This is a genomic window from Pseudohalioglobus lutimaris (genome assembly GCF_002866825.1).
GTDB classification, from domain to species: domain Bacteria; phylum Pseudomonadota; class Gammaproteobacteria; order Pseudomonadales; family Halieaceae; genus Halioglobus; species Halioglobus lutimaris.
In genome coordinates this window covers 281,571-294,067 of sequence record NZ_PKUS01000002.1, presented here as the reverse complement: position 1 = coordinate 294,067, position 12,497 = coordinate 281,571, and the positions used below count along the sequence as shown (strand labels likewise).

Below are 12,497 nucleotides of genomic sequence, written 5' to 3'. Positions count from 1 at the left end.
TGGTCATTCCATGCTCACTTGTGCTGATCAGCTGTCGATCGCTACCGGATAAACGGGGAGCGTGATCTGTCACATGCAGCGGATAGTTCTCAGTGGCGGCGATGATATCTGAAGAGGTCTCTTCACACGTTTTTTTTCAGGCGCGCTTCCAACTCCTTGATCATCTCGCGGGCCTCGTCACCCTCCGGAATCGGGCGGCCACTGTCACGCCAGTTGACCGCAGCTTTGAATCCTTCCGCCTGGGCGTAGCGCCGGAACCAGACACCCTCCGGGTTGTGGCGGGTAATGCCATCGAACACGGTCGCCATCATCTGGGTTTGCTCCAACCCCTGTGTCAGCATGACCTGGTTGACCACCATTTTATGCATCGCGAGGTGGGACTTGGGCACACCCGCAATTCGATCGGCAAGCCTCATCGTCGCGGCGTCCAGTTTTTCCCGGGGCACAACCTCATTGGCGAGCCCCCACTCGGCAGCAGTCACGCCATCGATAGGGTCACCGGTGAACATAAGCTGTTTGGCTCTGGCGAAGCCTATGCGGAAAGTCCACATTGCTGTCGTCGGGCAGCCCCAGACCCGGGTAGGCATGTAGCCGATTTTAGCGTCTTCCGCCATGACCAGCAGATCGCAGCAGAGTGCTATGTCGCTGCCGCCCGCCGCGGCATAACCGTGCACCTTGGCGATAGTTGGCTTGCTGCAGCGCCAAAGGCTCATGAAGTCTTCAGTGTTGCGCTTCATGAAGGCGTAGTCGAGCATGGGGTCCCAGGGGTCGCTTTCCTGCTGACAGGGATGATCAAGCATTTGCTCCGCGCTGTCGGCAAGATCGTAACCTCCGCAAAACCCCTTTCCGGCGCCTTCGACAACGATCACGTGAATGTCATCGTTCCCTTCTGCCCACTCCACAGCTGCACGGATGTCGCGCGGGGTCTGATCCGTTATCGCATTGAGCCGTTCCGGGCGGTTGAGCAGAAGGCGCGCGACACGGGGGCAATCGGGGTCTGGCTCAATAGAGAGTGTGGCAAAAGCAGGCATTTCGGTGACCCCGGCAGGTAGAAGTGGTGCTGGCGGGCGATGATACCTGATGCGCTGCCATTATCCAGTTGATGCTGGACAGGAAATAACCAGCGCGCATTTGAGGGTGCAGATGTACTAACATGGAGAATGTGCCGATGCCGGGAGCAGAATATTGGATATAGCCGCATTTGTTGGCGAGTACTGGGCCTACCTGACTATTCCGCTGGTCAGTGGAGTGGTTGGGTTTGGCACCAATTGGCTGGCCGTCAAAATGATGATGTACCCGGTGGAGTTCACTGGTGTGGGCCCGTTGGGCTGGCAGGGTGTGATCCCGGCCAACTCACAGAAGATGGCGCGGTTGGTGGTTGAACACAGCGTCAAGCGGGTGTTGACCCAGCAGGAACTGATCAACCGCATCGAGACGGATAAACTGATTGACGCCCTGCAGAGCCGCGTCGAGCCTTTTGTCGAGGATATCGTCGATGAAGTGATGTCTGAGACCTCGCATCATGGAATTCCGGTAACGGACTTTTTGTGGAGCGCTGCACCCGGTGCATTCAAGGCCCGGGTCTATAGCGAGGTTAAAAAGAGCTTGCCGGATGTCCTGCACCGGACAGTGGAAGATCTTCGTGGCCAGCTCGATGACATGATTGACCTCAATGAGGTGATTGTCGACAAACTGGGCAACAACAAACGCATGCTGATCGATATATTTCGGATCTCTGCGGCCAGGGAATTCAAGTTCATAGAGCGTAGTGGTCTGTATTTTGGTTTCCCCCTGGGTATTCCGGTCATGTTTGCCTGGTATTTCTTTCCCGTCTGGTGGCTGCTGCCGCTGTTCGGGCTTCTGGTTGGTTATGTCACCAACGCCCTGGCCATCTACTTGATACAGAAGCCGTTAAACCCGGTGAAGGTCGGTCCGTTCACGGTGCAGGGCCTGTTTATCAAGCGGCAAAAGGAAGTGTCCAGATACTTCGGCAAGGTCTTTGCCCAGGACCTGATCACGGCAGAGGTGGTAATGGGCGAAATGCTGAAAACAGAGCGGGCTCTGGATCGCATTCACGATGTGATACAGCGGGAGGTCAATCGCGCCCTGGAGGATACACAGGGTGTGTTCAAGCCGCTCACCGTACTGTCATTGGGGCGCGCCGAATATGCCAAGATCGGCAAGATCATCAGTGCGCGGGCGCTGCAGGAATTCCAGCAGCCGGATAAACGCTCATTCAAGTATCTCGATGAGGCCTTCGATATTGAAGATACGGTAGCCGAACGGGTGGGCGGCCTGCCGCCCGAGGAGTTCTTCGAGCTGTTGCATCCGGTGATAGCCGAAGATGAGTGGAAGCTGGTGCTGGTAGGCGGATTACTGGGCCTGTGTGCCGGTTGGTGGCAGTGGGCACTATTGACCTGAAATGCACGGGCTGGCCCGGCAAAGGAAGAACTCATGGCAGTTAGCAGTTCGACGCAGGGGCGTATCACCATCGTTACTCTGGACAGACCAGATGTGCGCAATGCCGTGGACGGCGTCACAGCGGAGGAGCTCGCCTCGGCTTTCAGGTCCTTCGACGCGGATGAAGGCAGTGATGTGGCTGTGTTTCATGGCGCACATGGTACTTTCTGCGCGGGGGCCGACCTCAAGGCGGTAGCCGCGCAGGCCGGCTCCAATGCACTCAGTGAAGTCGGTGATGGGCCTATGGGGCCATCGCGCATGGTACTGGGTAAGCCGGTTATCGCGGCAATATCCGGTCATGCTGTTGCCGGCGGCCTTGAGCTGGCTCTCTGGTGTGACCTGCGCGTGGTGGAAAAAAGCGCTGTGCTGGGGGTGTTCTGTCGCCGCTGGGGCGTACCGCTGATCGATGGCGGGACGGTGAGGCTGCCGCGCCTCATTGGTCACAGTCGGGCTATGGACCTTATTCTTACCGGCAGGCCGGTGGCGGCAGATGAGGCGCTGGCGATGGGTCTGGCCAACCGACTGGTGGACGATGGCCGAGCGCTGGATGCGGCGCTGGAGCTGGCGCAACAATTGGTTGCCTATCCGCAGAACTGCCTTCGTTCAGACCGCATGAGCGCTTATGAACAGTGGGGCCTCCCTCTGGATGATGCCATGAAAAATGAGTTTCGCCGCGGTATGCAGGTGGTTGAGTCCCTGGAAACGGTGAGCGGTGCAACGCGGTTCGCGGCAGGAAAAGGGCGCCACGGCAAGTTTGACGATATCTAGTATAGATCGCGTTTGGCACCGGATCGTTCAGTCGATATCGCGACTGGCTAAATCGGCGCTAAGCGTTTTCGATGCTTGCCAGAAAAGTATACTGCCCAGGCCCCCGACCAGACCTATTACCAATATCGAATACCGAATTGCACCATCACCATAGGTCGGGCCGAACACGTAATCATTCAGCAGGCCAATGGCCAGGGGGCCCAGCCCGGCACCGATCATATTTACCACGAACAGCAGAATGGCCGATGCTGTGGCGCGCATGCGAACCCGCACCAGGCTCTGCACCATGGCATGCATGGGGCCCACATAGGCGGCGCCCAGGAAGTAGAAAGGTATGAAACTCAGTATGGCGAGTCGGGTGTCAGTGAGTAACGCAAAACCAGTCACGAACGGTATGCAGAGCAAGGACTCCAGTGCAGGCAGGCGCATGTACCACGATGTATCCCGGCGGCCTAATCTGTCAGCGAGACGGCCGCCAAGGAACACGCCCGCGCAGCCGGCAACACCGATAATCCAACCCATGGTAACGCCGATTTCGGTCCAGCCCATGTCATGCACTCTGCTGAGGAAGGGCGCACCCCAGGTGATGACGCCGAATCCGGAAAGAGATTGCAGTGACGACCCCAGCACGATCAGAACGAATGAGCGCCGGGAGAGCAAAAACCGCATGACTTCCCCCAGGGATGCATTTTCGACGTTCGCTGAGCTGGCTTCAGTGCTGCCGCGCGGCACTTCTTTCACTGTAAACCACACCAGTAAAGACAGCGCTACGCCGGGTAGGCCAACCGCATAAAACGCGGTTCGCCAGTCATAGTGCGTTACCAGATAGCCGCCTATGGGGAAGGCCAGCGCGGCGCCTATGTATACGCCCCAGGAATAAATAGCCAGCGCCGTGGCGCGCTTGTTCAGCGGGAAATAGTCCGATAAGAGTGAGTGGGATGGCGGTGTCGCACCCGCTTCACCCACCCCCACCAGCACGCGGATCGCCGCCAGTTGCCCGAAGTTTCTGGCCATACCCGAAGCAGCGGTCATCAGGCTCCAGATAGCGATTGCCAGGGAAATAATGAATCGGCGGGAACCGCGGTCTGCCCAGCGCGCAATGGGAATCCCCACCAGCGTGTAGAAGAAGACGAAGGCAAAACCGGAAAGGAAGCCCATAGCGGTGTCCGAGACGCCAAACTCAGCCTTTATGGGGTCTATCAACACCGCCATAATCTGCCGGTCGATAAAGTTGAACACATAGACTATGGAGAGTAATACCAGTACGTAATAGGAGTAGAGACTGGGCTCTTCACTCTGCACCTGCTCCCCGGGCGATTCGTCGGGTCCGGTCATGGTTGTTGTTCCTGGGTTGTGTATAAGGGCGCCATAGAGTACTAGAACCGGGCCATCGGATTGTTGGCCGTTCGCTGTGCAGTGGCAGCAAGTGCCGCAATAGCTGAACGTTGAGGTCGCTTCGACATAACCGGGCTGAAGACGCGACTCATTGGAAAAGAAGTTATATACCGCGTATGTAGCAGATTCAAGAATAACCCGCCTGACCTGTGACTTGCGGGCGAAGATTGTGTGCTAAGTAAACCAGGGCCGGCAGATTGCGTTTCGATTGTTGTTGCCAAGGCGGTATTGGGTGTATCGTCACGAAAGAAAACCGCAGCGCTACGGTGTGCCGTCAGCTCTTCGATTAGCGTGTGTTTCTGCATGCACGGATGGAAGCATGTATCGCCGCGGCGTGCCGTAAGTGGTCAGCTCGGCTTGAGTTTTGCCTGAGGTGTGAATGTGCTGAATAGATGGTGAGCGAGGAAAGCTTGGCGTGACGGGAGAGACGAATACATTACATGCGCGTTTGCAGCGTTTTGTTTCCCGGTTTTGCAAGACGCGAGAGGACGCTGAGGATTTAACCCAGGAGGCCTTTCTTAAAGTGCTGGAGGCGGGCTCCAAGGGCAAGATAGAGCATCCGCAGGCCTATCTTTATCGCACTGCACGCAACCTGTCGCTGAATATGCTGGCCAGCAAATCACATCAGCTGTCTGTTTATATAGAGGATTTGGCCGATCCCGGTGTCATAGAAGATGGGATGTCACTGGAGCATCAGGTTGGGCATGAGCAACGTTTCGAGCTGTTTTGCCATGCAACGCTGGATTTGCCCGAACGGTGCCGTGAGGTGTTGATTTTGCGCAAGGTTTACGGCTTGTCACAGAAAGAGGTTGCCCAAAGGCTCGGTATCAGTGTCAGTACTGTTGAAAAACACCTGGCCAAAGCGTTGATGCGATGTGCAGCTTCTATGGATGGTCCTCAGGCCCAGGGTCCTGATGATGCGGACAACGCCAGTTCTTCGCGGTGGCGGTGATTATGAGAAATATTATTCGCTTTCCGAGTAGTTCTGCGCAAGTCAGGCGTGAAGCAGCTGCCTGGCTGGTTCGCCTTGACGGTCTCGATGGTGCGGCGCTGTCTCCGCAGCTGGAGTCTGAACTGCGAGGCTGGCTGGCCGCTGATTCCCGCCATGCCCAGGCGGTGGTCGACATGGCCCAGCTCTGGGACGCCATGGATTGCTTGAGCGTGCTTGCCGAACTTTTCCCCGCAGCGGCTCCGCCGCCCCAGCGCCCGGCCTGGCGATGGATGCTCTATCCGGGCGCCGTGGCGGGTCTTGCCAGTCTCGCGGTGGTACTTACAGTTTACCTACTGCTTTTCCCCCGGGAAGAAGTTGCCGCGCCGCACACTGTTGCAACTCACAGCTCACCGCAGGAGCTGGTTTACCGCACCGGTATTGGCGAACAGTCGGAGGCTGTGCTCGCGGACGGTTCCACCATGGCCCTCAATACTGATAGTGAGGTGCGGGTGAGTTATAGCAAGCGAGAACGTACACTTTACCTGACACGTGGGGAGGCCTTCTTTACAGTGGCAAAGAATGCGCATGTGCCGTTTGTGGTCCACGCAGGGCGCGGAAAGGTGCGTGCCCTGGGCACCGCTTTCAGTGTGTGGGTCAAGCAGGGTGTCACCGAGGTAATGGTGCAGGAAGGCACGGTAGCGGTTGAAGTTGGCGCAGTGGCAATGCCTCCGTCACCCTCAGCAAGCCCGTTAGTCGAGGTTGAAACCGGCCGGAAATCGGTCACGCTCGGTGTCGGTGGCAGTGCAGATTACGCCGACACCCTGCAGAACGTTAGCCAGCTGTCGCCAGAGCACCTCGAGCGGCGTCTGGCCTGGCGTGAAGGTAAATGGCTGTTTACCGGAGAAACACTGGAAGAGGTGGTTCGCGAGGTATCGCGTTATACCCTCACCGATATTACGATTGTGGACCCGAGGATTGCCGACCTGCGTATTGGCGGGTACTTCGATATTGGGAAACTCGATGAGTTTTTGAGTGTTCTGCAAGATGGGTTCGGGGTATCGGTCACAAGCGTCAACGATGGGCTGATACAACTTTCCGCCCTGGATACCAGTGTCGCGCCTTAGCGGCAGTTAGTTTGAGTTGTTCTTTTCGATGGCCATATTTTGGCAAGAATTTAATTTCGCCAACAGTAGTGGATTTTCATGTCTCATCGGTCTGTATTAATGACGGGTCCGAATAGGGCAAGTGGGGATCAGTACGTGAAATCAATGGCCGGGCTGGCCATACACACTTCAGAGCGTAGCAGGTGGACGCTCTGGTTGATGATGACAGCCCTGCTTGGTTCCCTGCTGAGTACAACCCTGGCCTGGAGTGATGACGGGAAAATACACTTTGAAATCCCGCCTTCCACGGCTTACAAGGCGCTGAATCTGTTTGCACAGCAGGCAGATATCCAGATCCTCTATCCGTTTGACCTCGTCAAGGATATGCAGCTAAAGGGATTGTCAGGTCGGTACAGCATCGCTGGGGGTATAGAGACACTCGTAGCGGGTACCTGTCTGGAAATCAATGCCAGTGCAGCTGGCAACCTGGTGCTGACAGCGACTGATACCAACGAGGGGATATGGTTCATGCGATCAAATAAATGCAGTAACAAAGGTGTTTTCACTGCACTACTGGCGGGGTTCACGACTCTGGTGGCGAATGCTGAAGAAGCGCCAGTGCAGCAGCGTGCAGTAATACTGGAAGAGGTGGTGGTCACCGCGCAAAAAAGGGAAGAATCCCTGCAGGAGACGCCCATCTCTATCACCGCTTTTAGTGCCCGTGAGCTGGAGAATCAGCGTATTTCCAACGTCATGGACCTGGCGAACAAAGTACCGGCGCTTAACCTTGTTCCATTCGCCGGCACACGTGTGGCCCCCAACCTGTTCATTCGCGGTATGGGCAATCTCAACACACAGTCCACCAACGATATGGCAACCGGCATTTATATTGATGGGGTCCCGGTAGGCCGTGGTATCGGGCTGGCGACGGACTTCGCCGACCTTGAACGTATAGAGGTGCTGCGAGGACCACAGGGAACACTGTGGGGGCGTAATACGACCGCTGGCGCGATTAATTTTATTACCCAAAAGCCCGACGATGAGCTTTCGGGTCTGGTGCAACTGACGGCAGGTAGCTGGGAGGAGCGTGGCGTACGCGCCTCCATCAATGCACCGCTCAATGACAAGCTCTTTGTGCGGGCCGGCTACATGTACACCGAGAACGATGGCTGGGTCGACAACAACAATTCCACGTTGCCAAATCAGATTAACTTCAATGAGGATGAGAAAGAGGCTATGAAGCTTGCCGTCCGCTATGAAGCGACGGATGAGATTACCGTGGATTACGGTTATGACTTTTCCAATATGACCTATGGCAATCTTTTCTATCAGGTTATTGATGGCCCCAATGCAGTCTCGGGTCGGCAGGAGAAAGCCTCGCCGACACAGGGTCTGTATCCAAGTGACGCAGATATCTCAGGACACAACCTGACGCTAACCTGGATGCTTGGCGACATCACCCTGAAGTCGATAACGGCCTACCGGGATCTTGATAGCAATACCCACATGAACTTCATCGACTCGTTCACCCAAAGCCGGACGATGGATCAAAACCAGTTTTCGCAGGAATTGCAGTTCCTGGGCGATGCGATGGATGGGCGGCTAAGCTACGTGGCGGGAGTCTTTTATATTGAGGAAGAGGCAGACGAAACAGCAATATCCAGCTTTGCCGGTGGTGCGCTGGTTGATGACTGGATGGTAGAGGCGGAGGCGACTTCCGCTGCAGCCTTCGGGCAAGTCACCTGGACTCCCAGTGGTTTTGACGAAAAACTGGCGTTGACGCTGGGTCTGCGTTACACATCCGACACGCGTGATGCGAGAAAGACCTACAGGAATCCAGGCTTCACTCCCGATATTACCGGACTGGTGCTCGACGGAGATACAGACTTTGATTCTACCGACCCTATGGTCACGCTGGCCTACACATTCAGTGACAATATCAATGGTTATGCCAAGTATTCCACGGGCTACCGTGCGGGTGGGTTCAACACACAGAGTACTCCTGAATTATTTAGTGCGGGCTTTGATAAGGAGGATGTTGATTCCTACGAGGTGGGCCTGAAGTCCAAATTTTTCCAGGACCGTGCCCTGGTAAACCTTGCAGTTTTTTACAACGAGTATGAGAACCTGCAGGTGGACCAGGTGCGTTCTCCTCCCGTCTTTGTCGATACGCTGAACGCGGGTGCCGCAACCATGTCGGGAATGGAAATTGAGGGGTCGGCTGTGCTTGTCGCTGGTCTTAGCGCAAATTTCTACTACGCCTATCTGAATGCCGAGTATGATTCCTATATTGATGGGGGAGTGGAGCTGGAGTCGAGTCGGGTGGTACCAAACTCTCCGAACTGGCAGGTTGGTGCAGGGCTAACCTATGAGTTTCCATCAACTGGATTTGGCGATGTGACCGTGAGTATTGATTATCGCTCTCAAGACGAGTTCTACTCCAATCCAAAGAAGACGACACTGACGTCTGGCTACGAGATATGGAACGCGCGCCTGGAACTCGCGCAGATTCCCCTGGGGATAGTGGGTGATCTGCGAGTTGCGGCCTGGGGTAAGAATCTGGGCGACGAGGAGTACCGGTTGTCAACGACCAACCTTGGTGAGCTCAGTGCGCAGTACGGTCCCCCGCGGTCGACGGGCATCGACCTGACTTATGAGTTCTGAGTGGTATAAGGGGTGAATGCCGGTTTCTGTTCCGCCTTTCCACAGGAATTACTTATTGCCGGCAGGTGGTTGAGGGTTGGTGATGGATGATTTGCCCACCCTGATTCGGCGCCTGACCGACCTGGAGGCAATACGTGACCTGGTGCGTCGCTACGCCCATTACGTCTGGCAGGGTCAGGCTCTGAATGCTGTCGATTTGTTTGCCGTCGACGGGCTGATGGATATGGGACCGGACGGCGTTATCAAGGGGCGGCAGAATTTACGCGCCATCTACGCAGAAAAGGTCGGTGGTGACTTGTTGCTGCACCCCTTTGTCCACAATCACGTTATCGACTATGGTCCTGATGATTGCGGTGATGTCGTGGAGGCGGCGGGGACCTGCTACCTGGATTTGCGCTGCGTTCGCGATGGGCAGAGCCTGATGGGGTCAGGCTACTATCAGGATGTCTATGTCCGCGAACAGGGCGTGTGGAAGTTCAGGTCCCGGAAGCTCAACATGTGTTATCTCGCCAAACCCGTGGACGGCTGGCTGTGATGCCGGCGAGTAGTAGAGGCCTCGGTCTGCTGCCGTAGCCCGCGATCGCTGCCTAGAACTTTCGCCCCTCCCTGGTGCTGTAGCTATCCACCTTGATCTCCTTGCGCAGCAGGGCGAGCAGGGCGAGGGCATCTTCCCGATTGAGAAACTCGCCCACGCAGACGCTTTGCTGGCGATCATGTACCGCCAGCTCCGGACCATCCCAGGGGTGTTTCTCGGGGACCACAGTGAGTCCGGTGCGCTGGCGAGCAAATTGATAACTCTGGCGGGGACGATAGTGCCCCTTGTCGATACGGATACTGTCGTCGCTCACGGTGATCACCTGGCGGTACTGCAGTTTCCAGTTGACGTAGTAGAGGGCAGCGCCCAGCGCCAACATCTCCAGCCCGGCAAAAGGCAGAATAGGCCAGGCCCCCAGCAGGGTAAAACCGATGGCCGCTCCCAGGGATGGAACCGCCAGACCTATCAGGACGTAAAGGTTGCTGCGCCAGCTGGCCGACCGGTTTGGCCTGGCGACAATCATCAACTGGTTACTGGACCGGGTGCTGGTGACCACTGCTTGATTCTCCACGTTGAACCTAGTCTAGTGAAAAATACGCGGGTAGCCTACTATCGTATCTCTTCTGAAGAGTTGCTCTGGAGCGAGTGCGCGCAAGGAAATGCTGATTGAAGCCGAGGCCTTGGACGCGGCGCAGGATGCCGTGATCGTCGACTGCCGGTTTTCCCTGGCAGATGCAGACGAGGGACGTCGCCTTTATGCAGCAGGACATATCCCCGGGGCCTTTTACCTGGACCTGAACCTGGAACTGTCATCCCCCGTGCAGAAGCACGGGGGAAGGCATCCCTTACCCGAATCCGGGGCCTTGCAGGCGCGTCTCGCCCAGTGCGGCATAGGCCCGGATACCGAAGTCATCGCCTACGACGCCTCCCGCTTTGCCTTTGCCTCGCGCCTCTGGTGGCTGATGCGCAGCCTGGGTTACCGCCCGCCGCGATTACTGAATGGCGGCTACGCTGCCTGGCTGGCCTGCGATGGCGTCACAGAAACGCGCACCCCTGCGCTGCGTGACAGTGCCTACCCGCCGCGCAAGTTCAGCGGCTACTGCGATATTGGTGACCTCACCGAACTGCAAGCCAGCGGCGCACTGTTGGTGGACTCTCGCGAGACGCCGCGCTATCAGGGCGTGGATGAACCGATTGATCCGGTCGCCGGGCATATTCCCGGTGCGGTTAACCATCCATGGCAAGGCGTGACTGATGAGGCCGGCCGCTATAGCGGGCCCGCCGCTCAACGCGAGCACTGGGGTGACAGCCTCAACAGTGCGCAAATGGTGGTGTACTGTGGCTCCGGCGTGACCGCCTGCGTAAACCTTTTTTCGTTGTCCCTGATGGGCAGGGAGAACGACATCCTCTACGCTGGCAGTTGGAGTGATTGGTGCAGTTATCTGTAGGAAACTGCAGATGTGGATATTCGGGCTAGGCCCACGGCCCAGCCTACGTTAAAATGCGCGGCCATTTTTGACCTAACCGGGCCAGACCATGCTGGAGATCAACCCCCTGCTGCAGAAACTCAAGGATATCGAGGCGCGAACAGACGTGCTCAGGGGGTATCTTTGACTTCGCTAATCGCAAGGATCGCCTGTCAGAAGTAGAACTGGAACTCTCTGAGCCCAGCGTATGGGAAGACCCCGCACGCGCCCAGGAACTGGGTCGTGAGCGCGCCTCGCTGGAGGCGATTGTGCATACTATCGAGAGTCTTGACTCCGGCACAGCCGATGCCGGGGACTTGTTGGAAATGGCCGCAGCGGAAGACGATGAGGACACCGCCGCCGAGGTCGAGGCTGAAATTGGCGGCCTGGAAAGGCAGCTGGAGAAGCTGGAGTTTCGCCGCATGTTCAGTGGTGAAATGGACGCCAATAACGCCTTCCTTGATATCCAGTCCGGGTCCGGCGGTACCGAGGCCCAGGACTGGGCGGAAATGATGCTGCGCATGTACCTGCGCTGGGGTGAAGCCAAAGGCTTCAAAACCGAATTGATTGAGGTATCCGGTGGCGACGTGGCCGGGATCAAGAGCGCCACCATTAAATTCGAGGGGGAGTACGCCTTCGGCTGGCTGCGCACCGAAACCGGGGTGCACAGGCTGGTGCGCAAGTCGCCTTTCGATTCGGGTAATCGCCGTCACACTTCATTTTCCTCCGTGTTCGTGTCGCCCGAGATCGACGACAACATTGAAATCGAGATAAACCCGGCGGATTTGCGGGTGGATACCTATCGCGCCTCCGGCGCGGGTGGCCAGCACGTCAACAAGACTGACTCGGCGGTGCGCCTGACCCACAACCCTTCGGGGATTGTGGTGCAGTGCCAGACCGAGCGATCGCAGCACCAGAACCGGGACAATGCCATGAAGCTGCTGCGCGGCAAACTCTATGAGATGGAAATGCTCAAGCGCAGCGAAGAGAAGCAGGCCATGGAAGATGGCAAAGCTGACATCGGTTGGGGCAGCCAGATCCGCTCCTATGTACTGGACGACTCGCGCGTCAAGGACCTGCGCACAGGCGTGGAAACCAGTAATACCCAGGCTGTGCTGGACGGCAGTATTGACCAGTTCATCGAGGCCTCGCTGAAGAGCGGGCTGTAATGAGAA

Annotated in this window: 11 protein-coding genes; 8 read left to right on the top strand and 3 right to left on the bottom strand. The window is 56.9% G+C overall.

From position 1 onward, the window contains the following. Window positions 1-122: 122 nt before the first annotated feature. The gene (locus tag C0039_RS03560; RefSeq protein ID WP_101517263.1) at window positions 123-1,031 is read right to left on the bottom strand and encodes a crotonase/enoyl-CoA hydratase family protein; all 909 of its coding nucleotides are present in this window, start codon (window positions 1,029-1,031) and stop codon (window positions 123-125) included. A 154-nt stretch (window positions 1,032-1,185) separates the two neighbouring features. On the opposite strand from C0039_RS03560, the gene C0039_RS03555 reads away from it, so the two are divergent. Continuing rightward, on the top strand, window positions 1,186-2,421 hold the full coding sequence (locus tag C0039_RS03555; RefSeq protein ID WP_076000491.1) for a DUF445 domain-containing protein: 1,236 nt from the start codon (window positions 1,186-1,188) through the stop codon (window positions 2,419-2,421). Window positions 2,422-2,454: 33 nt separating this feature from the next. Continuing rightward, on the top strand, window positions 2,455-3,228 hold the full coding sequence (locus C0039_RS03550; RefSeq protein WP_076000492.1) for a crotonase/enoyl-CoA hydratase family protein: 774 nt from the start codon (window positions 2,455-2,457) through the stop codon (window positions 3,226-3,228). A 27-nt stretch (window positions 3,229-3,255) separates the two neighbouring features. On the opposite strand, the gene C0039_RS03545 is transcribed toward C0039_RS03550, so the two are convergent. Further along, the gene (locus C0039_RS03545) at window positions 3,256-4,563 is read right to left on the bottom strand and encodes a spinster family MFS transporter (RefSeq protein ID WP_101517262.1); all 1,308 of its coding nucleotides are present in this window, start codon (window positions 4,561-4,563) and stop codon (window positions 3,256-3,258) included. Between the two features lie 475 nt (window positions 4,564-5,038). Here C0039_RS03545 and C0039_RS03540 point away from each other — a divergent pair, with 475 nt between their 5' ends. From C0039_RS03540 to C0039_RS03525, 4 genes are all read left to right on the top strand, one after another. Then, the gene (locus C0039_RS03540) at window positions 5,039-5,575 is read left to right on the top strand and encodes an RNA polymerase sigma factor (protein WP_165787031.1); all 537 of its coding nucleotides are present in this window, start codon (window positions 5,039-5,041) and stop codon (window positions 5,573-5,575) included. 2 nt (window positions 5,576-5,577) lie between these two features. After that, a complete protein-coding gene (locus C0039_RS03535) occupies window positions 5,578-6,678 on the top strand; it encodes a FecR family protein (RefSeq protein ID WP_101517260.1) in 1,101 nt (366 codons plus the stop codon). A 144-nt stretch (window positions 6,679-6,822) separates the two neighbouring features. Beyond that, window positions 6,823-9,321: a TonB-dependent receptor gene (locus C0039_RS03530; RefSeq protein WP_243391554.1), complete on the top strand. Its 2,499-nt coding sequence runs from the start codon at window positions 6,823-6,825 to the stop codon at window positions 9,319-9,321. Between the two features lie 82 nt (window positions 9,322-9,403). Further along, a complete protein-coding gene (locus C0039_RS03525; RefSeq protein WP_101517258.1) occupies window positions 9,404-9,856 on the top strand; it encodes a nuclear transport factor 2 family protein in 453 nt (150 codons plus the stop codon). A gap of 52 nt (window positions 9,857-9,908) precedes the next feature. Here C0039_RS03525 and C0039_RS03520 read toward each other — a convergent pair whose 3' ends face one another. Next, window positions 9,909-10,427, bottom strand: coding sequence for a DUF2244 domain-containing protein (locus C0039_RS03520; RefSeq protein WP_232334743.1), 519 nt, complete (start codon window positions 10,425-10,427; stop codon window positions 9,909-9,911). An 88-nt stretch (window positions 10,428-10,515) separates the two neighbouring features. Here C0039_RS03520 and C0039_RS03515 point away from each other — a divergent pair, with 88 nt between their 5' ends. Together C0039_RS03515 and prfB are read left to right on the top strand one after the other, a co-directional pair. Then, on the top strand, window positions 10,516-11,304 hold the full coding sequence (locus tag C0039_RS03515) for a sulfurtransferase (RefSeq protein ID WP_101517257.1): 789 nt from the start codon (window positions 10,516-10,518) through the stop codon (window positions 11,302-11,304). 88 nt (window positions 11,305-11,392) lie between these two features. Beyond that, window positions 11,393-12,491 (top strand): peptide chain release factor 2 gene (gene prfB, locus C0039_RS03510; RefSeq protein ID WP_101517256.1). Its coding sequence is split into 2 segments (ribosomal slippage): window positions 11,393-11,467 and window positions 11,469-12,491, totalling 1,098 coding nucleotides; the frame shifts between segments, so codons are not numbered across the junction. Window positions 12,492-12,497: the final 6 nt, after the last annotated feature.